This is a genomic window from Streptomyces sp. NPDC091289 (assembly GCF_044757365.1).
Classification (GTDB): Bacteria; Actinomycetota; Actinomycetes; order Streptomycetales; family Streptomycetaceae; genus Streptomyces.
The window spans coordinates 251,410-277,221 of record NZ_JBIVUT010000004.1; the positions used below are offsets into that span (position 1 = coordinate 251,410).

Here is a 25,812-nt window from a genome sequence, read left to right on the forward strand (position 1 = left end):
TCGGACGACCCGGAAGAGGGCGAACCGGAGTTGCTGGAGGACCCCGCCTTCCCCTTCCACGTTCCCCCGGTGGACGAGGACGGCGCTGTGGAGTGGCGGAGCAGGGAACTCGGCGGGTACACACGGAAGCTGGCGCTCGATGATGGTCTCGTGAGTCTGCGCACCGGGCATCAGGACACCCTGCGATGCCGGTCAGGGCGAGCCCTGGAGGTATACGCGGATCCGGGTCACCGCCGACGTCGCGGCCGAAAAGGTGATGGAGCGGGCACCGAGGCCAACTCCCAGGACCTCACCGCGAACGGCGACGTGAGCGTAGAAGTCCAAAGCCGGCATGCGTCAACAACTGTCCGGACAGGACACCACTCGCTGATCTCCGCACAGGACTGGGGGATCCGCTAGTGGGCTGCCCGCGACGCTTGTCGCAAGAACGGCCCCAGCCGGACGCATCCGGGTCGCGGCCGGCGTCTGGCTGTGCCCGAAGGCTGTCAGTACAGGATGGCAGGATGCCGTGCCATGACCGCATCGATCAGTGAGTCGTGGACGCGCATCGAGAACTGGCTGGCCGAGCATGCGCCGTCGACTTACGCTGCGCTGGCGCCGCCCGCAGACCCGGCGGACATCGCCGCTACCGAACGCCTCATCCGTCGACCGCTCTTGAGGCCCTTGGTGACGTCACTGCTGCGGCACGACGGTCTACTCGACCGGTCGTGCTCGCTGCTACCGGGGTCCTACCGACCGATGAGCGCACGTGAGACAGCGGCTGATTGGCAACGTTTCACAGGCTTCTACGACAAGCGCACGGCGGATGAGGAAGGAGAGGAGGTGGACTACGACTTCATGAAGATCGGGTCCAGCAGAGTCCTGTACGGACATCCGCAGTTGATCCCCATCGCGCGGGACTCCTGCGGAGGGTACCTGGTACTGGACCACCGTCCCGAGATCGACCGAGGGCGCGTCCACGAGGCCGAGGCAACGGAAGGCGTTATGCGCGGATCACACGAGGTGTGGACGTCCTTGCCGGTGCTCATGGAAGCGATCGCCACGTCTGTCGAGACCAACCAGCCCCTCCACAACTACACGCCCATAGTGGATGAGGAGCAGCGGCTGCACTGGGACTTCACACCGATGCATGACCGGACCATGCATCGGGCATGACGCAACAGCGGAAAGTCAGGTCTGTGGAGTCGGCTGCCGCTCGCGCCCGTCCGGAGGAGCGGAGCCACGACGGGTGCTGATATTGGCCAACCCGGTGGCATCGGGGGAGCACTGCGCGGGCGCCCGCGGCACCTATGAGGTTGGCCATGTCGCAAGTCCGTCCGCCCCGCGCCGGCCGTGCGTGATTCCGTTGGGCCCGCCGATGCCAGGTGTCGCCGGTGCCCGGACTGCCCCGCGCCGTTGCCCGCACAAGAAACAAGGGACTTACGTCGACTTGCTGTACGGAATGCCCCCGCTTGGCCTTACGCAGCGGGCTACGCCCAAGGTTACGGAGAAGCGAAGGGGCGCACCGCCCATGAGGGGAGCGCACCGGAGCGCGTACCCGCGCGTCCACTGCTATCCGTGATCAACGAGGGCCCAGCCTCTTTTCGCAGGTGAGCGGCATCGCCGCAGATGTTGGGCTGATCGGATGGACGTTTTGTCGGTCTCGGCAAGTGTCCGGTCGTGTGTTGGCGGCGTTGTCCAGGTATGAACAAGCAAGCGCGCTCCGGCGCAGCGGCCTCCGCTCAGCAGATCGCTACTGAGGCACGTACCGCACTGCTCCGCGGTGATATCGCCGGAGCTTCAGTACTCGCCGACGTCGCCCACGTCTACGCCCTTATCGCCGCCGGACAGCCGAACGGTGCCGAGCGCACGGATCCGGCACCTGTCGTGGTCCACGTTCCAGCCCCGCCCGTGCCTGTGGACTTCCCGGCACCTCAGCTCGCCCTGCACTTGGACACCGGCGCGGCAAGTGACGAGCGATTCGACGGATCGGCCTCGGAGGCCCCGGCCGATGAGTCCGGAGAGGTCTCTGTACTGAGAGACCCGAATACAGGAGTCCCCACCCTCCTGGTCCGTGCCCATGAGGCCATCGTCCGTGCCGGCGGCAAGATGTACAGCGCCGACCTGGCGGCTCATCTGGGCATCGACACGCAGAAGCTCGGGACCGTGCTCACCAAACACCTTCGCGAAGTGGGGATCTCCCGCCCTGGGAACGGCATGGTCAGCATCGCCCGTGGCAAGCCATTTCGTACGGGCTTCATCGCCGACACACTCGCTACGGGGATCGCGGTCTACCGGGTCCGGGCCACGTCGGCTGCCGCATGAGACGCGGGACCTACGCCCTCGTAGCCGTGGTGGCAGGTGCGGTGCTCCTGACCGGGTGTGGTGAGGGGACGGCCCCACCCGGGCACGAGGAACGCCTGTTGAAGGCCGCCGGCGCGACCAAGTTCCGGATCACCTGTGCCAAGGATCTCTGGGAGACCACCAAGGCGTTCAAGGGCATGGATGATGTGACGGTCGTGAGCCGACAGGGCAAGGTCTACACCTACGAGCTCACCGGCAACGAACTCGTTGCCTACCTGAAGGAGCTCAACGACAACGGTCACAATGCGGGGTGGTCATCGGATGACTACCCGGAGCAGGCCATCCGAATGTACGACGCGATCGCACCGGTGGTCGACGCCCTCAGCCCCACACTTCGCCGTGACGCGGTGATCCCCAAGGTGACCTTGGACGACGTGGTACTCACCCACCCGACGCCCTCAGCGAAGCCCTGAGACAGCTTTCGGCGGACGGCTCATGCCCACCGGACGTGAGCCGTCCTTCTCTCAACACGCGGCGGGCACGCCACCCCTCAGAAGGCCGAGACAACAAGAAGGGCCCGAGTCATTGACCTGGGCCTTCAATGGAGTGGGTAACGAGAATCGAACTCCCGCTCAGAGCTTGTTAATCACCGGTCGTCTCACCATGTCGTGTCTCTGACTGGGGCGGACTGATACCGCCCCAGGAGGAGGGTGGCTGGCATGGCCTGGTTGACCGCTAGTTCCTGACCCATCTGGTGCTCATTTGGTGCGGCGAGATCCAGGATGGTGAGCTTGGGCTATTACTAAATGAAGTACCTGATCCAGAAAATAGAATGGGGCTCGCATTGGAGAGAGCTAACCGCCGCCAGCCCCGTTTAGGTCATCTTTCGAATTCGATGTCGAGTCCTGACCCAGAGACTCGGACAACGGGGTCGAAGATCGACCGTACAGCGGATACTGGCCCTGAACGCGCCTCCGAACTCGCCACCACCCGCCCAAACCCGATGACCGGCGGAACCGGCGCGCGGGCCGACCCGCCGGTCTGCATGCGGCGCTGGACGAGGAGACCGTGCCTGGCGGTCTCGGGGGTTACATCGGAGGCCGTACCAACGAAGCGAAGCTCTGGCCGGGGGCCGCATTGTCCCGCCAGTACCTGAGCACGGTCTCGCGCACGACCTCGAACCGCCCCGCGGCGGTGAGGCGGGCGATGGACTGCCAACCGCCCGCGTCCGCGTCGAACGCGACGAGAAGCGGCGGTCCGGGCGCCGCAGCGGCCGCTCAGAGGTGACCGTCCAGGAACCGCCGTACCTCGTCGATGGTCATGGGCCCCGTGCCGTGCGCCACCGCCGCTCCCTCCTTCAGCAGGAGGCAGGACGGGGCTCCGGTGATCCCATATCGCTCGGTTGCCGCCGGGCAACGCGTGATGTCGGTGCGGACGACCGTCAGGCGGCCCGCGTAGGCGGCGGCGATGTCGCCCACGACGACATCCATCAACCGACAGGGCTCGATTGCCTTGGGCCATGCCCCGGTGAAGTATGCGAGGACCGGAACCTTGCTTCTCCCGAGGATGAAATCGAACTCCGCGTCCTCACGAGGCCGGTGAACCAGTTTTGGCATGGGAGCTCCTGACCTCACGCTTCGTACTCCACCCCATCATCCCTCGCGCGGTGTGCCAGGTGGACCCTGGCCGGTCGTCCGACCGGCTGCCGGGAGGGAGGTACGGGCCGCCGCAGGACGGCGGTGGCCCCTGGGGCGAGCGGCCCGGCCCCTTGCCACGACGACCGGAAAGCCGCCGTTTCCCGGGCCATGGCGGCTTGGCACCGGGAACGGGCACGATCTCCAGACGCTCGCGGACGTGGCGGTGGACGGGTGACGCGTCAGTTGACCCGGAGACCGACCGCCAGTGTCAGTTCAAGGACCCGGTGTGGTGATGCGAGATCGGGAAACAGCTCCCGCAGTTGCGACATCCGGTATCGGACCGTCTGGGGGTGGACGAACAACTCCGCCGCGACCTCGTCCCGTCTGCCCTGGTGCAGCAGCCACGCCCGCAACGTCTCCTCCAGCCGTCGTGCGGTTGCGGCAGGCAGGGTCCGCAACGGTGCGAGGGCTCGGGCGCGCAGGTCTGCGAACGCGTCCGCGTCGGCGCTGAGCACCAGGTCGGGCAGGTGGTCCTCGGTGTCGCGAATGTCGGAGGAAAGGGAGCGCGCGCGTAGGGCTCGTGCGTACGAGGCGGACGCGTGGGTCCATGGCCGTGCCGGGCCGACCACGGCGGCGCGGTCGGTCAGCTGCCGTAGGAGACGTGATCGGTCGGCATCGGGGACGAGGAGCACACCGGTGGCATCCGGCAGATCGTCGAGGACGAGGGTGCTCGGGTCGAGTGTCCGGTAGGCAGGCCGGGCCTGCGCGGCGGGCAGCAGGACGGCGGTCAGCGAAACCGGAGGCTGCCACCTGGCCCGTTGGCCGGAGGCCAGCAGCACGTCCGGGCTCGCCCCGGCGAGGAGGTCGCGGGCCAGGTGTTCCAGGTGACGCTCGTGGGCTCTGCCCCGGGCGGCCAGTTCGTCGGCGTGGCCCGCGGCGCTCGCGGCGGAGAGCTCGTCGATGTAGGCGAAGGTCAGCTCGGCGAACTTGGCGACCTCGGCGGCGGGCAGACCCGCGGGTACGGCACCCGCTGCCAGACATCGCCAGGCGACCCGGGCGCCGACGCGGTAGGCGCTGAGCAGGGCGTCCATCGAACGCCCGTCGCGCACCTCGCCGCGGCCCAGCTCGTAGGCGGCGTCCCCGGCGTCGCCGCCTGTGGCTTTCCCGCTCGCAAGGTCCAGGTAGTGCCCCAGGGCGGTGCGGACGGCTCTGCGGATCGTGGCGCCCATGCGGCCCGACAAGGCATGGGCGTAGGGAGGAACCTCGTCGATGATCGCCTGGACGACTTCGTCGGCGGTGGTCTTGAGTGCGGCCCGAAGGGCGGTGACCGTCGTCTCATCCAGGGACAGTTCGCTGGCCCTCCGGATTGCATAGCTCATTTTTTGTTCCCTGCGAACAATTCAGCCGACCAGATTTACGTCCTGTGGTCAGGACTTTACGCCTGGAGGCGCAGCAAGCTGGAGTCATGACGAGTACAGCCCTCCGCGGCAGGGCGTGGAAACTGCTGGAGATGGTCACGACGCCGCTGCTGCCGTCGGACTACCTCGACCTGGTCAGCCCGCTCCGTACGGGCGCTGACCTGCGTGGGCGCATCGAGGCCGTGCACTCCGAGACCGATGACGCCGCGACTGTCGTGATCAGGCCGGGGCGGGGCTGGCGCGGCCACACAGCCGGCCAGTACGTGCGGATCGGGGTCGACGTCGATGGGGTGCGCCTGTGGCGTGCCTACTCCATCACCTCGCCGACGAACCGCCAGGACGGCCGCATCACGATCACCGTGAAGGCGATCCCGGACGGCAAGGTCAGCAACCACCTGGTCCGCAGGGCGAAACCGGGCACGCTGATCCAGCTCGACCAGCCGACCGGTGACTTCGTCCTGCCGCAGGCCAAGCCCGCCAAGGTGCTCTACCTGACGGCCGGCAGCGGCATCACGCCCGTGATGGGCATGCTGCGCGACATCGAACTCGACGACGTCGTCATGGTCCACTGCGCGCCACAGCCTCAGGACGTGATCTTCCGCAAGGAACTGCACAGCCTGGTCGCGGACAAGAAGCTTCGGCTCACCGAGGTGCACACCGACACGGACGGCAAGCTCGACATCGCCCGTCTCCAAGAGCTCGTGCCCGACTGGGCCGAGCGCGAGACCTGGGCGTGCGGGCCCGCAGGTCTGCTCGACGCCGCCGAGGAGCACTGGAGAGAGCGCGGCGTCCATGAGCGCCTGCACACCGAACGCTTCCGCCCCGGCATCGTCGTCGCCGGCGACGGCGGCGAGGTCACGTTCAGCGTCACCGGCAAGACCATCGGCGCGGACGGCGCCACGCCGCTGCTGGACATCGGCGAGGAGATCGGCGTGCTCATGCCCTCCGGGTGCCGTATGGGCATCTGCTTCGGGTGCGTCTCGCCGCTCAAGGCCGGCGCTGTCCGCGACCTGCGTACCGGCGAGATCACCGAGGCCGAGCCGGGCGTCCTCATCCAGACCTGTGTGTCCGCCGCCGCGGGCCCCTGCGACATCGAACGGTAGGAGCACCTTGACCGCCATCGACCCCACCGCCCACCTGACCGCGGAGCAGATCGAGGAACTGGGACGCGAGCTGGACGCCATCCGCGACGAGGTGATCGCCGACCGCGGCGAGAAGGACGCCGCCTACATCCGGCGGGTCATCTCGGCGCAGCGCAAGCTGGAGCTGGTCAGCAGGGGTGTGCTGCTGTTCTCGATCTTCCCGCCCGCGTGGCTGATCGGCACCGCCGGGCTGTCCGTGGCGAAGATCATGGACAACATGGAGATCGGCCACAACGTCCTGCACGGCCAGTGGGACTGGATGCGCGACCCGAAGATCCACTCCACCACCTGGGAGTGGGATCACGTCTCGCCGTCCGATCAGTGGAAGCACTCGCACAACGAGCTGCACCACACGTACACCAACGTGATCGGCAAGGACAACGACCTCGGCTACGGCATCATGCGCGTCGACGAGGACCAGAAGTGGCACCCCTTCCACCTCGGCCAGCCGCTGTGGAACTTCCTCAACGCCTGCTTCTTCGAGTACGGCATCGCAGCGTACGACCTGGAGCTCGGCAAGAACCTCACCAAGCGCCGCCGCAAGAACCCGGAGTTCCGCGCGCGGGCCAAGGCCGTGGGCCGCAAGATCCGCAAGCAGGTGCTCAAGGACTACGTGATCCACCCGCTGCTCTCGGGCCCCTCATTCCTCACCACACTCGCCGCCACGTTCACCGCGAACCTGGTCCGCAACCTCTGGACCCACTCGGTGATCATGTGCGGGCACTTCCCCGAGGGCGTACAGGTCTTCGAACGCCGGTCGATCACGGGCGAGACACGCGGCCAGTGGTACCTGCGCCAGATGATGGGCTCGGCGAACATCAGCGGCAGCAAGGCCATGCACTTCATGACCGGCAACCTGTCGCACCAGATCGAGCACCACCTGTTCCCGGACCTGCCGAGCAACCGGTACGCCGAGGTCGCGGTGAAGGTGCGCGCGCTGTTCGAGAAGTACGAGCTGGAGTACGTCACCGGCCCGCTGCCCAAGCAGGTGTTCTCCGCGTGGCACAAGGTCTTCCGGCTCGCACTGCCGAACAAGCAGCCCAAGGTCGGAACGCCGGACCGTGAGCAGGACCTCATCGCCGCCTGACTTCCCGCCGCACCTCAGCCCTTGGTGACGTCACTGCTGCGACACGACGGCCTGGTCGGCCGGTGGAGTTCCCTGCTGCCCGGGTCCTGCGGCCTGGTGGGCCAGCGCTGGTCCTGCTGACGGGGCAGGCGAACAACCACCATTGATGGGACGGGGTACGCGACGACTTCCCCGCGGTCCGCAACGCCCTCACCCTCGATTCCCGCGGCACGGGGGAGAGCGAGAAGCCCAACAAGCCCTACGGCACCGAGCTCTTCGCCCTGGACGTGGTCGCGGTGCTTGACCACCTCGGTGTCCACCGGGCCGACGCCTACGGTACGTCCATGGGCGGACGTCTACGGTATGTCCATGGGCGGACGCCTGGCCCGGCAACTCGCAGCCCACCACCCGCACCTGGTGCGGGTGGTGGGGCTAGGCTGCGCGTCACCCGGTGGACCGCACGGCATCGAATGCGACAGCGTCGTGAGCAGGTCGCTGGTACAAGCACGGCCGGGAGCGGCGCGGCAGGCCCTTCTTGGGCTGACTTACCCCCCGGCCTGGCTGGCGACCGGAGCCGGTCGGCGACATCCGCGTTCCGCTCCGGGCCAACAAGAAAGCCCCGGTCGATGACCTGGGCCTCAGTCGTGGAGCGGGTGACGAGAATCGAACTCGCGCTCTGAGCTTGGGAATCACCGGGCCCTGGGCAGACAAAGTTCCTTTGACCTGCATTTCTGTTCGGGCAGGGCGAGGCTGGTGCGGACTCTGGGCGCTGCTCTTGACCGCTGTTAACCGCTCCGAAGGGCACGGATGGGGCACGGACCGGGGCGCGCAGCGGGACGGCGATGCGCCTCGCTCCGGGGCCTTTCCTTCAGTGTGTTTTCAAGCCGTCGTCGGAGGGCGACACCACTCCCGATTCGTACGCTGCGATCACCAGCTGGGCTCGGTCGCGGGCGGCCAGTTTGGACAGCAGGCGGCCGATGTGGGTCTTCACCGTGCCCATGCTCAGGTGCAGGTGCGCCTTGATCTCGTCGTTCGACAGGCCCCGCGCGATCAACCCCAGCACCTGGAGCTCCCGTTCCGTCACTCCGGTCAGCGCGGCGGAGGCGTGGCGGCGGCCGGAGTCCGGGTCGGGACGGCGGGTGAACTCCTGGATGAGGCGACGGGTCACGGAGGGGGCCAGCAGGGAGTCGCCCTTGGCGACGACCCGGAGGGCGGCCAGCACCTCCGCGGGCGGGGAGTCCTTGAGCAGAAAGCCCGCGGCGCCGGCCCGCAGGGCGGCGTAGACGTATTCGTCGAGGTCGAACGTGGTCAGGATCAGCACCCGAACGCCAGCGGTCTCGTGGGAGCCGCAGATTCGCCGGGTCGCCTCGATTCCGTCCATGACCGGCATCCGGACGTCCATCAGGACCACGTCCGGACGGTGCAGATGGGCGAGCTCGACGGCCTCCGCCCCGTCGCCCGCCTCTCCGATGGCGGTGAGGCAGGGTTCGTTCTCGATGAGGATCCGGAAGGAGCCGCGCAACAACACCTGATCGTCGACCACGAGCACCCTGGTCACGTCCGACACGTCGGCCTCCCTGCGTCTCTTTCATCTCTCACACCGTCGTCCCGGTGTCGTCCTGCGGCAGTCGGACGGAGACCGCGAAACCCCCTTCGCAGCGTGGGCCCGCGCTGAACGTCCCGTCGTGCATCATCGCCCGCTCCCGCATACCTATCAGCCCGTGACCTGCCGTCCGTTCGGGGCCGACACCTCGCACGCCGTCGTCCGTGACGTCGATGCGTACTTCGCGCAGGTCGGCCTCGACCGTCACCCGGCAGCGTGTGGGGGCTGCGTGCTTTACCGCGTTGGTGAGGGACTCCTGAACGATCCGGTGGACGGCCAGGGCCATGCCCGCGGGCAGACCGCCATCCGGCAACCGAACGTCCAAGTCCACGTCCACGCCTGCTCGTCGCGCTTGGTCGGCCAGTCCGCCGAGCGCGTCGACGCCGGGCGTCGGGCCCAGCGGCGCCGAAGGCGAGCCGGCGCGGAGCACGCCCAGGGTGCGGCGCATCTCGGTCATGGCGGCCCGACCGGTCTGTTCGATGACGCGCAGAGCGTCCTCCGCCTCCTCCGGGCGGCGCTGGGCCACGTGCGCGGCGACCCCCGCCTTCACCACGATCAGGCTGAGACTGTGCGAAACGATGTCGTGCAACTCCCGGGCGATGCGCAGCCGTTCCTCGACGACTGCACGTTCGGCGCGGTGCGCGGCGTGGTCGGCCTCCCTGGCCCGCCGGGTCCGTACGGCGAAGCCTGCCGCCCAGCCGCAGCCCAGGACCACCCAGACCATGGCGGCGACACCGGCCGCCCCACTCCAGGTCTCGGCCGGGGTGACGACGGCCTCCCCGGCGAGGACCGCTGCCGCCGCGAGGGCGAGCGATGCGGCGAGCACCTGCACCGAGCGCCTCGGGGGCGCGGTGAGAGCGACTGCGTAAAGGGTGAGGCCGACCGCGGCCCACGGCTCGCGCGTGATGTCCAGGAGGCTGGCGGCGGAGGCACCGACTAGGGCCGTCGCCGCGGCTGGTACGGGCCACGGCCGGCGGGCCGCGACCGGGAAGGCGACCACCGCGGCTACGAGCACGCCCGCCCATGCCGGTCCGGAGTAGTGGGGCTGCACGCCGTCGCCCGGCATCCGGGTGAAACCGACGTACACGATGGCGATCAACAGGGCGGCCGCCAGGTCGAGCGTGAGCAGATGGATGTCGTGCAGCCGCCGGGGGACACGCATGGTCCGACCGTACATCGTCAACCAGCTCGCCCGACCAGGGTCATGAGAGCCAGTACGGCAGTGACCGCCACGGTCCAGCGCAGGGCCGTGGCCCGGCCGGGCGCCGGGCCGTTGCGCAGCACGGCAATGCCCAGCGGGACGAGCGCGAGACAGAGACCTGCGACGGCCGCCACCGACAGCGGCGTGGTGCCCTTGAGCACGCCGAGCGGCAGCGCGGCAGTTGCGGCCAGGGCCGATGCCCGGACGGGACCCAGCACATGCGCCCGCCAGGCTCCGGCAGCGAGGAGCAGCCAGCCTCCCATGATCGCGGCATTGAGGGCGCTGAAGACGTGGAAGGCGCCGTACGTCTCCCCGACGAACCGGGCGGCGGCCTCCGCCCCCTGCCGGTCGGCAAACTGGAAGGCGAGGTGGTCCACGCCGGCGTGGAACGTCCGGGCGAAGAGCCCCAGCATGGCGAGGACCCCGCCCCACAGAGCCGTTCCGGGACTGCGACGGCCGATGCGTACCGCAAGCACGGCGAGGCCCGGCCACAGCAGGACTGTCCCCGCCGCGAAGGCGCCGTAGGAGACCGCGACCAGTCCGGGGTGCTCGACGCGGGCGGCGAGCTGTTCCGGGAAGAAGAAGTGGAAAGGCAGCCGCAGCAGGACTCCGGCCCCCAGCAGCAAGGGCGCCACCACCAGCGAGACCCCGCCCACCCACCGCCCGGGAAAGGGCGCGTCGCCGTCCCACGCCACGGGCAGAAGTTGGGCCTTGGCCGGAGAGACGGCGCCATGTACGGCGGGTGTGCCCCGTGTTGTTGTCATGCCGTGAACGATCCCGGCCGGACGGCACCCTTCGCATCGGAGCACGGTCCGATCCTCCCGCCGTTCCCGCATCGGACCGTGGTCCGACCATCGGGACGACAACGAAGCCCCAGGCCACTGGCCTGGGGCTCTTTCGTGGAGCGGGTGACGAGAATCGAACTCGCGCTCTGAGCTTGGGAATCAGCGGTGCTCGAGTCTTCGGAACGGCTCTGACCTGTGCTTTCCTGCGAGGAAGCTGGAGTCGCCATGGTCTCTGGAGGCTGTACCTGACTGTTGTTGTCCGCCCTGCTGGGCACCCATGGGGTACGGCCGGGCGTGGGCCGAGTGGCCTGGCGTGCATCGTGCTGAGCGCATCCGGCCTCCATGCGGCCATCAGTCTTCGTGCGGAGTCTCCAGCTCTTGGAGCCGTTCGCCGATGTCGGTGGCCCATGCCTGCGCCCACTGGCGCAGCCCGGTGATCGCTTGTTCATCGAGTCCGTAGGCGGCGAATTCCGTGTCGTCGATCCAGTCGGCTCCGCCCAGTCGCGCTTGGAGCTCGTTCAGGTCGAAGGAGTCGCGGGCGTGGCGCCGACCGAGCTCTTCGAGTTCGATATGGCTCCAGCGGTTCGCGGCAGCCTGTACGTCGATCAGGTCCCTGGCGAGTCCGCGGTCGAAGAGTGCGCGAACTTTGGTTCCGACGACATCTTCGAGTGACAGCACCAATCCGTGGTCGGTGTGTACGGGCGGTCGCCAGAGCGCTTCCTTGAGGATGTCGACTTCGCACTTTTCGTGACTGACGGGATCGGTGACGATCAGGCGTGCGGAGAGCGGGTCTGTTTCCAGAGCGATGACCTGCCATCCGTGTTGTTCCAGGCCGGCGCGCACGGCAGCAGCAATGTCCTCCATGCGATCGGGGTTCTCGGTCGCTACGTCGAGGTCCTGGCTGAGCCGGTCGACCAGGCCGTGTGCCTGAACTGCGTAGCCGCCGGTAAGCGCCAGAGGGTAGGCACCGCCTACGGCGAGTACATCAGCCAGCAGGCGACGGTGCAGATCGGTGAGGTTCACGCAGCAGCCTGGGCGCTGTGAGCCAGCTCGTCGAAAGAGTGTTCCCAGACTTCACGGACATCACGACTGATCAGTGTGCGCAGTGTGGGCCACAAGCTGACGAGGAGGCCGCAGTTGAGGTACCGGACCAGGTCGTCATGCTGGCCCTCGGCCAACACGATGCGGTAATAGCTCATCCGTAGCCGTGGCTGGTCGAGGTCGAACGTGGTCAGCCCCGACCATGCCAGGTGAAGCGGCAGGCGCACCGTGCCGTGCTCGGGGCCGACAAGCTCGGAGAGCGCTGCGGGCGTTCGCCGGGCGAACTTGGCACGGCGGAGATCAGAAAGACTGGGCTGTGATGCCATACATCGATTATCCAGGGAGAGGCCACCGAAGCCGACCGGACGCATCCAAGGTGACCCAAACAAAGAAGCCCCGGGCCGCTGGCCTGGGGCTCTTTCGTGGAGCGGGTGACGAGAATCGAACTCGCGCTCTGAGCTTGGGAATCAACGGCTCTTGAGCCTCCGGAAGGGCTCTGAACTGCGCTTTCCTGCGAGGAAGCTGAGGTCGCCATGGTCTCTGGAGGCTGTACCTGACCGCTGTTGCCCGCTCTGCTGGGCACGGGTGGGGCACGAGGGCAGCAGTGTGGCGGACCCTGCCAGGGTGTGCTCGGAGTGGGCCAGCGTGTCAGAGAGGGATGATACGGACTTGGTTTCCGCAGAGCTTGGTCATGTCGTCGCTGTCGGAGGTCTGGACGGCGACCGGTTTCGGCTGGCGCAGGGCGACCTCGGCGACCGTGGCGTCGATGGCGTACTTGTGCCCGTGCAGTCCGGCAGCCTTGAGGAGTTCCGCTGCCGCTTTCGCCGCCTGCTCGGTGACGGGCTCCACCTTGACGCGGGACAGGGCCCAGTTCAGGCGAGGCATGTTGGTGCGGGAGTGACTGACTTCCACGATGGTGTTGGCCCCGATGACGAGGTCGGCCCCCATGTCGTGGAAGACCTTCAGCATCGCGAGCAGCTTGCGGTCCTGCGCGATCCATGCGGAGAGCCCTTCCGAGTCCAGGACGACGGTTTCGATGCGTTCGCTCACGCGGCGTCCGCGCCCGTGGAGGTGTCGGCGGAGCCGAAGATCTTCGCGCGGGCTTTCGCGAGCTCCTCGTCTCTGAAGGGGCCGTGTTCCTCCTCGTGGCGGCGGAGGTCGTCGCCCAGGAGCTGGTGCCGGATCTGGCGGGCTACGGCTTCCGCCACGTAGCCGGAGACGTTGTCCGTGAGCTTGCGGAGCTCCGCCACCTGGTCGCTGGGCAGCGTGACGGTGATGCGAGTCGTTGAGGACATGAGTCCAATCATACTGGAGTATGCGCGCGCTGCCTCGGCTTTCTGGTCCCCAGCCTTGACGCCCGCGGTCGTATGCCGGGGAAACATGGGGGCGATCACTCACCGGCTGTCTCTGGCGGAGGACGCTCCGGGCTGGTGCTGTTGGACGGCAAGCGAAAAGGCCCCAGTCATTGACCAGGGCCTTAGTCGTGGAGCGGGTGACGAGAATCGAACCCGCGCTCTGAGCTTGGGAATCACTGATTACTTGATAGCAATAGAGGTGCTGACCTGGGGAAACGGATCCACCTAGGGTGAGCTGAGCGGTGTCTGCGTGGCTCGTGATGACCGCTGTTGACCGGTTGTTCTGGTGCCATTCTGGTGCGCTACGGCCCGTCCTCGACGGGCCTGGGAGGGGGACGGTTGTGGACGTCGTGGAACTGATGGAGTGGTTGGCCGAGCGAGGATGCTCGGTGGTCTTCAAGGCTGATGGCGAGCGCGCACAGGGGCAGCGTTGGATGGTGATCGTCTCCGGCGGCACCCTGGGGGCGGAGGGGTTCTTCAGGACCGACCTGTCCTCCGCCGAGGCGTGCCTTGAATCCACACTTGAGCACTTGGCGAGCCGCCAGATTTCACCCTTCACCTGAGCTTGGGAATCACTGAGTAACCTAGCCCGGGTCGCACCCTGCCTAGCCTCATTGGGCGTGAGTCGTGTCCACGCCGCGCTCCCAGAGGCCTGATACTGACCGTGGCTTACCGCCGGATCTGGCACACACGGCCGACGAGCCAAGTGCTTAGAGGAGGCGGCCCCCAGGGGGAGAGGTGCAAGCCCTGCCGCCCAGACCCTCCGGCGCCTGCACTCGGCTAGTGCCTGGACGCAGTACCAGAGCTCCTCGCGTAGCCCCCACCATGCTGATCTTGCGGGCTTCGGAGCGAGCGCAATTCTTTCCACTGCCACTAAGAGTCTGCCCCCAACCCATGAGTGAGTGCACAGCCATAGATTCAGACGGGATCGGCACACACGGTGACGTGGAGACAACAGCGTGATATGACTGACGATCCGGCGACCGTGGGGGACGGCTGTGGCTACAGAAGCATCTCAAGGCACTCCAATCACCTCTGATGCTGAGATTGGCACACGTCCCATCCCGCCGGCCAAGAGCGATCCGTTGATTCTGGTCGCGCCTACGACGCCCGCAGGTCGTCTGATGCCTGCCAAACAGGTCCTGTATGTTTTTTCCCCCGACGAATGGGAGGAATTTGTCTACGAGTGGGCACGAGCCCTCGAAGAGCCATACGTAAACGTAGAAATTCTTGGAGGCGCCAATGATGGAGGGATCGATGTAGCGGCCTTTCTGAGCCAGGATGGACTTCGCGGATCATGGGATTGCTTCCAGTGTAAGCACTATAAATCAGGACTGAACTGGTCTCAGGCGTGGCCGGAGATATTCAAGGTTTTCCGATGGGTGGCGGAAGGGCGCTACACCATGCCTCGACGTTACAGATTCGTTGCGCCGAAGGGCTGCGGCAAGTTTCTTGCGAGAACATTGCAGGACCCTCCTCAGTTGAAAGCCGACTTCTTGGCCGAGCTTTCTTCTAATGCTGGCGTTCTTAAGGAGATTCCGCAGGAACTGCTAAAACGCATCGTGGATCTAGCCAAGGCCACCGACTTCTCCATCATTAAATCTGAGAACATAGATGACGTTATCGACGTTCACAGTCGAACCCGAGAGCACGTTGCGCGTTTTGGGACTCCCCTGAAGACGCGGCCACCGCTGGGACTACTTCCTGACTATGATGAAGGCGAGGAGTCTCGATATGTCGGTCAGTTGCTTGATGTCTATCGAGAATCTTTTTCGAAAGAAATATCGAATGTCGGCGATGCCATGGGCAATCCGCGCTCGCGAAGTCATCTAACGAGACAGCGTGAGTACTTCTACAGTGCCGAGTCCCTACGCCTCTTTGCGCGCGACAGCGTTCCGTTCGGAACCTTCGAGGGTCTCCAAGACGACGTCCATGTCGGGGTGTTCGAGACGTACGAGCGCGACTACTCGAATAGCATGGATCGGCTTACAAGCGTTTTGGAGGCAGCTACCAGCCTCAGTTTGGACGGTAATATGCTCCTAACGGTCACTAGACCCAGGGACAGGCGCGGAATTTGTCACCAGCTGGCCAACGAAGAGCGGCTCAAGTGGCGTGGTGAGTGGAGTGATGATGACTCCACTAAATAGCCCTATCGAGATAGGGATGCGAGTTCTTGCATTGCTCGATGAAGTAAGTCCACGTGCTCTCGATATCGCCCAGCTGGCATACCTGGACTACTGCATGCTGCACAGCGGAGAGTTTGGGGGGCCGGGCAGCCTCCACCCCACATTGCCAGCGGGACCCGGAGAGCTTGGCGTAAAACGTAAGCTTATTGAGAGCGGACTCCAGCTGATGCTCCGCGCCAGCATGGTTGAAGTGCGCGCCGAAAGAATCGGAATTGTATACGCTGCATCTGATTCGGCAGAAGGCTTCCTTAACGTATTGGACTCCAAATACATCGAGGATCTGAAGGTTCGCGCAAAATGGGTCGCTGGCGAAATAGCTTCCATGAATGAGCAGAACCTCGGCGAAGCAATGAAGCGAATCTACGCAACCTGGGCCAGAGGATCTAGCACGTCAACACAGACGCTTCTCGGCGAGGAGGCCTCCGGTGAGTAAGCGAATCCAACTGACACATCTTACGTTCCTCGGGGCAGAGCGGGAGAAGGCGTCAATTGAGTTTGGTTCTAGCCTCACGGTAATCCACGGGGCCTCTGACACGGGCAAGTCGTACGTGGTGGAGGCTATTGATTACATGCTTGGTGCTAACACTCTCAAAACCATTCCTGAAGAGGCCGGATACACGCACATTCTTCTTGGCCTCACGCTGGATGGTGGTCGGTCGATCACGCTGCTGCGTACGCCATCCGGCGGCGATATCAGCCTCTATCGTCGTGATCTGCGAGATATCCCGGCGGGCCCCCCAGATCAGGTTCTCGGCAGGCGTCATAGTGCCGCTAACGAACGGAATATTTCGCGATTTCTTTTGCGGGAAATCGGGCTGGACGGAACCCGGATCCAGGAAAAGAAGAGCTCGGTCAGAGATCTCCGCTTCCGTGACCTTTGCCACTTTTTTCTTGTGGATGAGACGCAGATGCACGCGAAGAGATCTCCGGTCTTACACTCTGGCCAATATCCTTCCCAGGTGGCCGAGAAGTCTACATTCAGAGTTCTTCTTTCTGGGCGGGATGATGCTGGTCTCGACCAGACTCTGACGGAAGTAGAGAAGTCGGTAAGTAAAGGCAAGCTTGAGCTTTTGGACAGCATCATCGAGAGCATGGGAGGACAGCTCGAATCAGATGATGCTGAGCAACTTCGCGATCAACTGCAGCGCCTGGAATCGTCCGTTAGAGAGGCAACATCATCGGTTGATGATGTTCTATCTCGGCGTGGCAGGCTAGTTGACGCTAGGCATAGGATTTCTAGGGAATCGTCCGAGCAGCAAAACAGGGTAGATGAAGTCAGTGAGCTGTTGGCCCGATTCAACCTCCTCAAGAAGCAGTACGACTCGGACCTTGCGCGTTTGGAGATGGTCCGCGAAGCCGGCAGCCTGCTTGGTTTCTTCGACCAAGGTGCGTGTGTATTTTGTGGAGCGTCGCCTGAGCATCAGCAAGCCAATCATGTGCTGGTGGAGACTACTTCCATAGAAATCGCCGTCTCGGTTGAACTTGAGAAAACAAATCGTCTGCGCGATGATCTTCTAGTTACGATCGATGACCTGCGTGACCAATTGATGGAGGTAGAGCAAAAACTGCGAAAGAGCCGATCTCTCATTGTCGAGACCGATAGTCAAATCGCCGCTCTCGATGTGGGTCTTACTCCCTTGAGGGGAGGGCTTGACGGACTCCTCGCGGCGCGTTCAAACGCAGAACGCAAATTGTCTCTATTTGCTCAAATTGAAGAACTCAGGGCACGTCGAATGGGACTCGCAGAACGGGTGATTCAAAATTCGAAGTCTGCAACTCCTAGCATAGACGCCAGAACAATCGCTGAGTTTATTGAAGTGATGCAGCAGTCGCTGCACGCCTGGAATGTTCCCGACGTTGAACACATTTCCTACAGTGAAGGCAAAGCGGAGTTCAGGATTAACGGGAGGCCTCACAGTTCAAGAGGCAAGGGTATGCGTGCGATTTTGCATGCCTCCCTAACCGTTTCTCTGGCCAACTACTGTTTCGGAAAAGACTTGCCCCACCCTGGATTTGTAATTCTCGACTCACCGGTCGTGGCATACCGGGGGCCGGCCGGTCGAGAATCTGCCGAAGAGCAAGCGGAGGAGATGCTTAGCCCATCCGTGGCGGGCAATCTCTACCGTTACATGGATGTGGATTTTCCCGGTCAAGCCATCGTGATTGAAAATGTCGATCCCAATGTCAAGATCGGGGACGGCGTCGTTGACTATGAATTCACGCGGGCTGACGGTATCGGTCGCTATGGGTTCTTTCCGCAACGTGTGAGGGGTTCGGTCGATTAACTCGAAGTGGCGCATCTCAGGTCGGTGGAGCGGCTTTGGGCTGGAGCTGCTTTGGGGCGAGTGATCATGGCCCCTTAAGCTTCCGGCGAGTCGGGCAGTCTGTGGACCTGCCCGTTAAAGCACGACGTTGGGGCCATGATCTTAGAGGCTCGCCCCAAAGTGGCTGCCTAAAGCCGTGGAGCCGACCGCCCCAGCCACAGAGGGTGTCTCCCGCTTCATGCCCGCAGTACGCGGCGCGCCGCCGGGCGCGGCCAGCCGGGGCGGAGACAGAGGCAGGCCGCGTCGCTGAGGCGGCGCGCTCCCGCGCCGTGCGCGGGTCTTGATGAAGTAGGGAAAGTTCTACTGCGCTGGGAGCAGCTGTCCGGCGCAGCTTGTGTGCCGGACATGGCCGCCGCAGCCCGCGCCCAACCGGAGCGGTCGACGGCCACGTCCGGAGGCCGTCAGGCCGTAGCAGCGGCCTCGCGGCCCCTTCGCGTCCGGCGGTGGAGGATGTCGTCGAAGGTGGCGCGGGCGCCCGTGGGGTCGATGTAGTGCATGGCCAGGAGCGCTGCGATGACGGCGCCGACCAGGTCGTTCTGGACCTCGGACCAGGTGTGGTCGTCGCCGCAGGTGGTGAGGCCCTTCAGGCCGTGGAGGGCGTGCATCGCCTCGCCGGCCTCCTCGGCGACCTTGCCGACCTGGAGGGCCTTGAGCTCCTCGTCGGGGAGGTGGGCGCCAGCTGCTCGGCAGACGGCGGAGAGCTTCTCGATGTTGTCCCACAGGGTGTCCACGTCGGACCTCCGATCGATGGGTTCGGCTATTCCTGTGCGGGTCGTCCGAGCTGGCGTACGGTCCATCCGGCCATGCGCCAGGCGTCGGCGTCGATGAGGTTGCGGAGGTCGACGAGGACCTGGTCCGCGACCAGTGGGGCGAGGGCCTTGGGGTCGGCCTCGCGGAAGTGGGGCCATTCGGTAGCCAGGACGATCAGCTCGGCTGCTGCGAGGGAGTCTTCGAGGTCTTCGCAGTAGTCGAGTTCGGGGTGGCGGCGCAGTGCTGTGGGCACGGCGTGCGGGTCGTGGACGGTGACGGTCGCGCCGCGCTGGTGCATGAGCGCGGCGATCGCCAGGGCCGGGGATTCGCGGACGTCGTCGGTGCCGGCCTTGAAGGAGGCGCCCCAGACGGTGATGCGTACGCCGTCGACGGGTCGGCCGAGCGTCTGCTCGATGAGCTTCAGTGCGGCGGTGGGGCGGGACTCGTTGACCTCTTCCGCCGCCCGCAGCATGGTCGCTGCCTCGGCGGCGCCCAGGGTGCGGGCGGAGGCGGTGAAGGCGCGGACGTCCTTCGGGAGGCAGCCGCCGCCGTAGCCGGGGCCGGCGTTCAGGCCGCCACGGCCGATGCGGGGGTCCAGGCCGATGGCCTCGGTGAGCTGCTGGACGTCGGCTCCGGCGGCGGTACACATGTCGGCGACGCCGTTGATGAAGGAGATCTTCATGCCGAGGTAGGCGTTGGCGGCGCCCTTGATGAGTTCGGCTGTGGCGGGGTCGGTGACGAACAGCGGGATGCCGTTCGCCAGGAGGGGCGCGTAGACCTGGCGTACCGCGTCCTCGGCGCGGGCCGAGGGGACGCCCACGACAATCCGGTCGGGGCGCAGGGTGTCGTCGATGGCGTGGCCTTCGCGGAGGAACTCGGGGTTCCAGACGACCTCCACGTCCTCACCTGCCGGGGAGAGCCGGGCGAGGAGAGCGCCGAGGTCGCGGGAGGTGCCGACGGTGACCGTGGACTTGCCGACGACGACCGTGGGGCGGGTCAGGTGCGGGGCGAGGGCGCGGGCGGCGCCGAAGACCTGTCCGGTGTCGTAGGTCCGTCCGTCCGCGTCGATCGGCGTGCCCACGGCGAGGAAGTGGATGTCGGCGAACTCGGCCGCCTCTGCGAGGCTGGTGGTGAACCGCAGGCGTCCGGTGGCAGTGTGGGTGCTGAGGAGTTCGGGCAGGCCGTCCTCGTAGATGGGGCACTCACCGGCGTTGAGGCGGTCGATCTTCGCCTGGTCCAGGTCCACGCCGATGACCTCGTGGCCGATCTCGGCCATGGCGGCGGCGTGGGGGATGCCCAGGTGACCACAGCCGATGACGGATACGCGCATGTGTCGACGCTCCTTTCCTTGTCCCTCGCCCGCCCAGGGGAGTCCGGGCCGGCCGGGTGCGTCACGCTAGCGCCTACACCCGGCGCGCCCCTCTTCGTGCAGGTGGATCAACCAGCTTTCTGTTTGAGCAGGTTGACGAGGGCGGGCAGTGCCTCGGCGGCGGTCGCCCGGCACACCAGGTCGCCGTCCTGGGGGCCTTCCAGCGGGTACGGCATGAACTGACCGTCGCGCCAGAAGCCCTCCGGGTCCAGGTAGACGACCTGCATGCCGCGAGCGCGGGCTCGGGCCTGGACCTTGCGGCGGTCGGCGTGCAGGCCGACGACGAGAAGGGACTTGGCGCCGTCGACCCACTCGACGTCGGGCACGGCCTGGTCGTACCGGCGCATGAAGCACTCGTCGAGCCCGGCGCGCGCCGCGAGCACGTCGAAGTTGTTGGTGATGACCGGACCGACGAGGTGCCCGGCGTCCTTCAGTTCCTTGAGCGCCTACATGGCCGGGGTCGGCTCGGCCAGGAAGCATGCGCGGAACATCTCCACGAATTCCGCCGCCTTCTCCTCCGGCTCCGTAAGAACCTCGTGGAGGAGCGTGTCCGCTGTCGGGGAGAGGGTGAAGCGGTGTTCCCGAGGCTCGTGGCCCTGGCGGTCGGTGACTCGGTAGATCTGGTGGAGCCGGTGCAGGGGCGGGATGCCCGCCTCGACCGACGTACCGCAGCCGATCTCCACCTGGAACGGCCGCAGGTCAGCGAGGACGGACAGGTCTGGGACGCGGGTCGGCGTACCTGGGCGGTCTTTGCACCTGATCCCGGTGGAGAGGACGTTCCACGGTAGCTGTCGGACAGCGGGCGGCGGCGCGTAGGACACCGAGGCGATCTGCACGTCCAGGCTCCGGTAGCCGACGGGGAGGTTACGGCCCGTCGCCGCGTCCTGGGGGTGGGCGTCGTGCTCGGTGATCCGGCACTTCAGATCCCGACGTGTCCATAAGAATCCACCGGGAGCCTCCTTCCAGCCGCCGGTGGCGAGCGAGTCCCACAGGGCGTCGTGGTGCGCGTCGATCTCGGACGCGGGAGCGGTAGCGGAGTGGTAGAGGTACAGGTCGGTCAGGCCGATGGCCGGCGCGGCGGTGGTGGGAACCAGGCCGTACCGGTAGCGGTAGTGGATGATCCGCCGCCGGGCGTCGTCGGCGGCCGTCCAGCCGCTCTGGTCAGCCGTGGCCTTCTCCTGCGTACGACGCCAGATGCCCTCCTCGATGTAGCGGGGTCGGTCGGCGTCGCCGAAGTAGTTCTTCCAGACCTGCTGTTGGTCGGGGGTGAGCTGGTCGATGACGATGTACGGGATGTCCATGATCTCTCCCTGGAGGATCACGCCTGGATGTTCCGGGTGCATGGCAGGCTCCGTTTGCCGGGAACGTGGGGTGAACGTCCCGGACAGCGGAGCGGAGTCAGTGGTCGGAGGGCGAGCTCGCGTCCGCCGAGACGGCGGCGGGCTGATGACCGAGGCCGTTGAGGAGCGGGGCTGCCTGCTCACGCAGTGCCCAGGACGGGCCCACCAGGCCGGCGACCGCCAGGAGCGTGAGCGCGATGCCTCCGCCTTCGGGGCGTACGGAGCGCGGCGCGGCTTTTCGGGCGTGGCGTCGCCGAGGCCCGGTCACGGGGTGCCGCCGAGGGCCCGTCCGTGTGCGTCGACGAGGCGGCTGGTCTGCTGGTGCAGCCTCTCCACCTCGGCAGAGGTGAGGATGAGGGCGCCATCGAGGGTCGAGCCATCATCCAAGTGGAACTCGATGGGGACCGATCCCTGCCGGGCACGCGGGTCGTAGACCGCGTCCCGTCCTGCCGAGAGCGTGGCGTGGGTGGCCCTCACTGGCACGGGACTGAGCGTCGTCCCGTCGGCGGGCGCGGACCATGGGGCCCCGCCCCCGGGCGGACGCAGGTGGTACGTCGTAGCGGAGCCCTCACCGGGGAGGGCGACCACGACCCCGACACGGCCATCGCGAGCGCTGTCCGTGGCGAGGTCGTCGAGTCGTGGAACGAACGGTGCTGCCGTACCTAACTCGGCACCCTGCGAGGGGAGATGAGAAGAGCGTCGTCGCGTCATGCCCCGAAGTTGGGGACAGGGCGAGCCTCGAATATGAGCCGGAGGAATACGACCCCTATCCGTCCAGGTGAAAGCGGTCGGACATGTGCCGCAGCTTTTCCCTTGTGGCTGCTCGTTCGGCGTAGACGATGCTGCGGAGCGTTGAACGGGCGATGGGGTGGTTACGTACGAGCTGCGGCGCGATGCGTTCAGCCGTCTCCAGTTCGGTGAGGGCCTTTGCCCGGTTCCCGTCCCACAGCCAGGCCCGTGCGACGTCCATGTGGTGGTGTCCCTGACGGGAGTTGGGCAGTGCCCCGACCAGGCTCGGGCTGGTGCGGCGGTTTATCTCCAGAGCTTTGCCCTGCTTGCCCATTTCCAGGGCCACGCTGATCGCGTGGATCTGCACGTTCCCGGCGGAGAACGTCAGCGAATGCCGGTCGTACACCGGTGCGCCGACGTACGCGTCCATGCGTTCCGCCGCGTCCTTCGCGTGTCCGATCCGGTCCTCCGCTTCCGATGGCCGGTTGGCCCGAGCGGCGGAGATGGCCGCCCGAAGCTGAAGCGTGCCCCAAGCCCGCACGGCCAGCGGATCACCATGCTCGTAAGGCTGTTGCACCGAGGCGATCGCCTTGTCCGAGAGCGTCAGAGCGTCGGCCCAATCAGCCGTCGCCCACATGTCCCAGACGCGCATCCAGTCGGCGACGGCAGGCAACACCGGATCTCCCGACAACCTGGCTGACCACGCGGCCCGTTCGCACGCCATGGCCACCAGCTCGAGGTGTCCGAGGGCGTGCGCGGCGGTGTGCGCGAACTTGCAGCACACGGCGTAAAGGGCATACGCCTCTTCCCGTTCGTGCCCGTCCGAGTCCTCCGCCAGGGCGCGTGCTTCCCGGAACAGGTCCGGGAGAACTCGGAGAATCGCGACGTTGGAGGCGGTGTCCCGCAGGCGGTGCAGCCGGGTCACCTCACGCCACAGCTGTGAGGCCGGTCGCGGGGCCCCGTCGAAGACGGGGACGAGGTCGTAGCGGCGCAGCTCGCGCAGGATCGACGAGGCGGCTATCTGCCACTGGCTGTCGTCGGGGGAGCTGCTGTACGGGCGTCCGATCAGGTCGTTCGGATGGACGTGCAGCTCTGCGGCCACCTGGTTGAGCAGCCCGACCCGGTCCAGCTCGATCAGTCCACGCTCCATCTTCGACACCCAGCCCTGCGACTTCCCGAGGGCCGTCGCCAGGTCGGCCTGCGGCATGCCCAGCCGCAGCCTCGCCCTGCGAGCGCGCCTGCCGATCTCCTCGGCTTCCTCCAGCATCAGGACACCTCCCGGCCGCCGGACGATCCGGCGCGAGCGCCGGTCTGTCCGTACAGAGTTCGTCTCCTGCACGGTACCCATGACGCGGCGTCCGCGTGAGACGAGCTGTTGGGGCAGGAGTGCCGCAGCCGTGTTCCGCCATCAGGTGCCGAGCCCTTCGCCGTTGCTGCCGGGCGACAGCGGATCATGTGGATGAGGAACACCCGCCACGTCGTACCCCGCCGGAGGTAGCCCATGACCACCGTGACCGTCCTGCACCCTGGGGCCATGGGCGAGGCGGTCGCCGGCGAGCTTGTCGTCGGCGGTCACGAGGTGCTGTGGGTGCCCAAGGGCCGAAGCGAGAACACGTGGCGCCGCGCGAGGGCGGCCGGTGCCACGGCGTGCGGCTCGCTCGCGGAAGCGTTGTCCCGAAGCGCGGTCGTTCTCTCGGTCTGCCCACCGCAGGCGGCGGAGGACGTTGCGGCGGCAGTGGCCGCACACGGCTTCGCGGGGGTGTACGCCGATGTCAACGCCATCAGCCCTCAACGCGTACGGCGCATCGCCGAGGAGATCCGCCCCGGCTCCGCAGTCGTCGACGGTGCCATTTTCGGTCAGCCGCCGGGCGAGGGGCGTTCGGCACGGCTCTATCTCGCGGGGGTCGGCTCTGCCGTCGACCTGGTGGCGTCGTTGTTCACGGACTCTGCTCTGCACGTGTGCCGGGTCGGCGACACGCCCGGTTCCGCTTCCGCTCTGAAGATGGCCTTTGCCAGCTACCAGAAGGCCGCTCGTACCCTCGCCGGCGTGGCTCACGCGCTCGCCGACGCCCATGGAGTCGGCGACCACCTCACGGCGGAAGCCGAGGTCATGATCTCCGCGATCCTCTCCGATCCGGAGTATCTGCCGAGTGTTGCAGCCCGAGCCTGGCGCTGGGCGCCCGAGATGGAAGAGGTCGCCGACACTCTCCGCGCGGCTGATCTGCCCACGGACATGGCTGAGGCCACGGCCCGGGTGCTCGCTTACTGGGAAGAGGACAAGGACCAGTACGACTTGCCGCTCACGCATGCCCTCTCTCAGCTTCGGTCAGGGAGGAGCACCGAGACAGGTTCGGACAACAAACAAGGCCCGGGTCGATGACCTGGGCCTTAGTCGTGGAGCGGGTGACGAGAATCGAACTCGCGCTCTGAGCTTGGGAAGCTCATGTTCTACCATTAAACTACACCCGCGAAGCATGCCGATCACCGGCGCTGCATCGTTCCACACTCTACCCCATGTCAGGCCCCCGGCAGATGCGCCGTGGGGCCTTCGTGTCGTGTGGCCGGTGGGGGTGGGTGCGTGGACGGGGGTGTGATGGGCGGGAGTTGGGGGCGTAGCGTGGGTGGTCGGAGTGCCGCGTGCGGTGGCGCCCTGTTCATCCCCTAATGTGGCTTTCTCGTCCATATGTGGTTGGGGAAGGGACTTGATGGAGTCGATGGAGCGCACCGTCGTCCGCTGTGCCGAAGGGCACGTTTTCGCTACCTCGTCGTTCCCGATGCAGCAGCTCGGGGCCGGCCGGATCGGGCCCGGGCGGTTGATCCGGTGTCCTCGGTGTGCCCGGTTGCGGCAGGCCGTGCCGGTGGCGTTCGAGAAGCGGTAAGACGTGGTAGCGAGTGTGGCGGGCGGCGTGGGGTGAGGCCGTAGGCAGTCGGGGCGGAGGGTGTTCGGCAGGCGCGCGGGTGGTCCGGTTGGGGCGGGCTCGCGCGTTCTGCGTATCCTCGGGACGTGCTTCTCTCAGACAAGGACATCCGGGCCGAGATCGACTCCGGCCGCGTCCGTATTGATCCGTACGACCCTTCGATGGTGCAGCCGTCGAGCATCGACGTGCGGCTGGACCGCTACTTCCGGGTGTTCGAGAACCACCGGTACCCGCACATCGACCCGGCGGTCGAACAGCCTGATCTGACCCGTACCGTCGAGCCCGAAGGCGACGAGGCGTTCATCCTGCACCCCGGCGAGTTCGTGCTGGCGTCCACGTACGAGGTGATCTCGCTCCCCGACGATCTGGCCTCGCGGCTGGAGGGCAAGAGCTCGCTCGGGCGGCTCGGTCTGGTGACGCACTCGACGGCCGGGTTCATCGACCCCGGGTTCTCCGGGCACGTGACCCTGGAGCTGTCGAACCTCGCGACCCTGCCGATAAAGCTCTGGCCGGGCATGAAGATCGGGCAGCTGTGCCTGTTCAAGCTGACCTCGTCCTCCGAGTTCCCGTACGGCTCCGAGCGGTACGAGTCGCGCTACCAGGGGCAGCGGGGGCCGACGGCCTCGCGGTCCTTCCAGAACTTCCATCGGACCCAGGTGTGATCC

At 66.3% G+C, this 25,812-nt stretch carries 25 protein-coding genes, 1 tRNA gene and 2 pseudogenes; 12 read left to right on the plus strand and 16 right to left on the minus strand.

The genetic code is table 11. From position 1 onward, the window contains the following. Positions 1-513: 513 nt before the first annotated feature. From ACIQPT_RS06995 to ACIQPT_RS07005, 3 genes are all read left to right on the plus strand, one after another. On the plus strand, positions 514-1,155 hold the full coding sequence (locus ACIQPT_RS06995; RefSeq protein ID WP_401153407.1) for an SMI1/KNR4 family protein: 642 nt from the start codon (positions 514-516) through the stop codon (positions 1,153-1,155). A gap of 528 nt (positions 1,156-1,683) precedes the next feature. Further along, on the plus strand, positions 1,684-2,304 hold the full coding sequence (locus ACIQPT_RS07000; protein ID WP_401153409.1) for a hypothetical protein: 621 nt from the start codon (positions 1,684-1,686) through the stop codon (positions 2,302-2,304). Positions 2,305-2,402: 98 nt separating this feature from the next. Then, the gene (locus ACIQPT_RS07005; RefSeq protein WP_401153410.1) at positions 2,403-2,756 is read left to right on the plus strand and encodes a hypothetical protein; all 354 of its coding nucleotides are present in this window, start codon (positions 2,403-2,405) and stop codon (positions 2,754-2,756) included. Between the two features lie 804 nt (positions 2,757-3,560). On the opposite strand, the gene ACIQPT_RS07010 is transcribed toward ACIQPT_RS07005, so the two are convergent. Both ACIQPT_RS07010 and ACIQPT_RS07015 read right to left on the minus strand, forming a co-directional pair. After that, positions 3,561-3,899, minus strand: a complete 339-nt coding sequence (locus tag ACIQPT_RS07010) for a thioredoxin family protein (RefSeq protein ID WP_401153411.1) — start codon at positions 3,897-3,899, stop codon at positions 3,561-3,563. A gap of 260 nt (positions 3,900-4,159) precedes the next feature. Beyond that, on the minus strand, positions 4,160-5,299 hold the full coding sequence (locus tag ACIQPT_RS07015) for a PucR family transcriptional regulator (protein WP_401153412.1): 1,140 nt from the start codon (positions 5,297-5,299) through the stop codon (positions 4,160-4,162). Between the two features lie 86 nt (positions 5,300-5,385). On the opposite strand from ACIQPT_RS07015, the gene ACIQPT_RS07020 reads away from it, so the two are divergent. The 3 genes and pseudogenes from ACIQPT_RS07020 to ACIQPT_RS07030 form a co-directional block, all read left to right on the plus strand. After that, entirely contained in the window at positions 5,386-6,441 is a 1,056-nt protein-coding gene (locus ACIQPT_RS07020; RefSeq protein ID WP_401153414.1) for a ferredoxin reductase, read from the plus strand. A 7-nt stretch (positions 6,442-6,448) separates the two neighbouring features. Beyond that, complete coding sequence (locus ACIQPT_RS07025) at positions 6,449-7,567, plus strand: fatty acid desaturase family protein (RefSeq protein ID WP_401153416.1); 1,119 nt, start codon at positions 6,449-6,451, stop codon at positions 7,565-7,567. A 248-nt stretch (positions 7,568-7,815) separates the two neighbouring features. Further along, a pseudogene (locus ACIQPT_RS07030) lies at positions 7,816-8,226 on the plus strand (hypothetical protein); the annotation flags it as partial. 188 nt (positions 8,227-8,414) lie between these two features. Here the strand turns inward: ACIQPT_RS07030 and ACIQPT_RS07035 are convergent. The 7 genes from ACIQPT_RS07035 to ACIQPT_RS07065 form a co-directional block, all read right to left on the minus strand. Further along, positions 8,415-9,113: a response regulator gene (locus tag ACIQPT_RS07035; RefSeq protein ID WP_401153418.1), complete on the minus strand. Its 699-nt coding sequence runs from the start codon at positions 9,111-9,113 to the stop codon at positions 8,415-8,417. A 28-nt stretch (positions 9,114-9,141) separates the two neighbouring features. Then, positions 9,142-10,311, minus strand: coding sequence for a sensor histidine kinase (locus ACIQPT_RS07040; RefSeq protein WP_401153420.1), 1,170 nt, complete (start codon positions 10,309-10,311; stop codon positions 9,142-9,144). Between the two features lie 17 nt (positions 10,312-10,328). Further along, positions 10,329-11,114, minus strand: coding sequence for a hypothetical protein (locus ACIQPT_RS07045; RefSeq protein WP_401153422.1), 786 nt, complete (start codon positions 11,112-11,114; stop codon positions 10,329-10,331). Positions 11,115-11,486: 372 nt separating this feature from the next. Continuing rightward, on the minus strand, positions 11,487-12,158 hold the full coding sequence (locus tag ACIQPT_RS07050; protein WP_401153423.1) for a nucleotidyl transferase AbiEii/AbiGii toxin family protein: 672 nt from the start codon (positions 12,156-12,158) through the stop codon (positions 11,487-11,489). Next, positions 12,155-12,502, minus strand: a complete 348-nt coding sequence (locus tag ACIQPT_RS07055; protein WP_401153425.1) for a transcriptional regulator — start codon at positions 12,500-12,502, stop codon at positions 12,155-12,157. The genes ACIQPT_RS07050 and ACIQPT_RS07055 overlap by 4 nt, the downstream gene beginning before the upstream one ends. A 322-nt stretch (positions 12,503-12,824) precedes the next feature. Further along, a complete protein-coding gene (locus ACIQPT_RS07060) occupies positions 12,825-13,226 on the minus strand; it encodes a DNA-binding protein (RefSeq protein WP_401153426.1) in 402 nt (133 codons plus the stop codon). Then, complete coding sequence (locus ACIQPT_RS07065) at positions 13,223-13,471, minus strand: hypothetical protein (RefSeq protein WP_401153428.1); 249 nt, start codon at positions 13,469-13,471, stop codon at positions 13,223-13,225. The genes ACIQPT_RS07060 and ACIQPT_RS07065 overlap by 4 nt, the downstream gene beginning before the upstream one ends. Positions 13,472-13,872: 401 nt before the next feature. Between ACIQPT_RS07065 and ACIQPT_RS07070 the strand changes: the two genes are divergently transcribed. The 4 genes from ACIQPT_RS07070 (at position 13,873) to ACIQPT_RS07085 (ending at position 18,002) form a co-directional block, all read left to right on the plus strand. Then, on the plus strand, positions 13,873-14,094 hold the full coding sequence (locus tag ACIQPT_RS07070; protein WP_401153429.1) for a hypothetical protein: 222 nt from the start codon (positions 13,873-13,875) through the stop codon (positions 14,092-14,094). 435 nt (positions 14,095-14,529) lie between these two features. Beyond that, positions 14,530-15,678, plus strand: a complete 1,149-nt coding sequence (locus ACIQPT_RS07075) for an ABC-three component system protein (RefSeq protein ID WP_401153430.1) — start codon at positions 14,530-14,532, stop codon at positions 15,676-15,678. A 16-nt stretch (positions 15,679-15,694) separates the two neighbouring features. Further along, positions 15,695-16,150, plus strand: a complete 456-nt coding sequence (locus ACIQPT_RS07080; RefSeq protein ID WP_401153432.1) for an ABC-three component system middle component 2 — start codon at positions 15,695-15,697, stop codon at positions 16,148-16,150. Continuing rightward, on the plus strand, positions 16,143-18,002 hold the full coding sequence (locus tag ACIQPT_RS07085; RefSeq protein ID WP_401153433.1) for a hypothetical protein: 1,860 nt from the start codon (positions 16,143-16,145) through the stop codon (positions 18,000-18,002). Before ACIQPT_RS07080 ends, ACIQPT_RS07085 begins: the two co-directional genes overlap by 8 nt. 440 nt (positions 18,003-18,442) lie before the next feature. Here the strand turns inward: ACIQPT_RS07085 and ACIQPT_RS07090 are convergent, their stop codons facing one another. The 6 genes and pseudogenes from ACIQPT_RS07090 to ACIQPT_RS07115 form a co-directional block, all read right to left on the minus strand. Next, a complete protein-coding gene (locus ACIQPT_RS07090; protein ID WP_401153434.1) occupies positions 18,443-18,772 on the minus strand; it encodes a MazG-like family protein in 330 nt (109 codons plus the stop codon). 26 nt (positions 18,773-18,798) lie between these two features. Next, positions 18,799-20,121, minus strand: a complete 1,323-nt coding sequence (locus tag ACIQPT_RS07095) for a UDP-glucose dehydrogenase family protein (RefSeq protein WP_401153435.1) — start codon at positions 20,119-20,121, stop codon at positions 18,799-18,801. A gap of 107 nt (positions 20,122-20,228) precedes the next feature. Continuing rightward, a pseudogene (locus ACIQPT_RS07100) lies at positions 20,229-21,461 on the minus strand (hypothetical protein). A gap of 97 nt (positions 21,462-21,558) precedes the next feature. Next, a complete protein-coding gene (locus ACIQPT_RS07105) occupies positions 21,559-21,768 on the minus strand; it encodes a hypothetical protein (RefSeq protein ID WP_401153437.1) in 210 nt (69 codons plus the stop codon). Next, complete coding sequence (locus tag ACIQPT_RS07110; protein WP_401153438.1) at positions 21,765-21,983, minus strand: hypothetical protein; 219 nt, start codon at positions 21,981-21,983, stop codon at positions 21,765-21,767. Before ACIQPT_RS07110 ends, ACIQPT_RS07105 begins: the two co-directional genes overlap by 4 nt. A gap of 283 nt (positions 21,984-22,266) precedes the next feature. Then, positions 22,267-23,496, minus strand: coding sequence for a helix-turn-helix domain-containing protein (locus ACIQPT_RS07115; RefSeq protein ID WP_401153440.1), 1,230 nt, complete (start codon positions 23,494-23,496; stop codon positions 22,267-22,269). Between the two features lie 234 nt (positions 23,497-23,730). Here ACIQPT_RS07115 and ACIQPT_RS07120 point away from each other — a divergent pair, with 234 nt between their 5' ends. Then, on the plus strand, positions 23,731-24,609 hold the full coding sequence (locus ACIQPT_RS07120; RefSeq protein WP_401153442.1) for a DUF1932 domain-containing protein: 879 nt from the start codon (positions 23,731-23,733) through the stop codon (positions 24,607-24,609). Positions 24,610-24,624: 15 nt separating this feature from the next. Here ACIQPT_RS07120 and ACIQPT_RS07125 read toward each other — a convergent pair. Beyond that, positions 24,625-24,698: transfer RNA gene (locus ACIQPT_RS07125), tRNA-Gly, on the minus strand. Between the two features lie 535 nt (positions 24,699-25,233). On the opposite strand from ACIQPT_RS07125, the gene dcd reads away from it, so the two are divergent. Then, positions 25,234-25,809 (plus strand): dCTP deaminase, encoded by a 576-nt coding sequence (dcd, locus tag ACIQPT_RS07130; protein ID WP_030588741.1) that lies wholly within the window; start codon positions 25,234-25,236, stop codon positions 25,807-25,809. Positions 25,810-25,812: the final 3 nt, after the last annotated feature.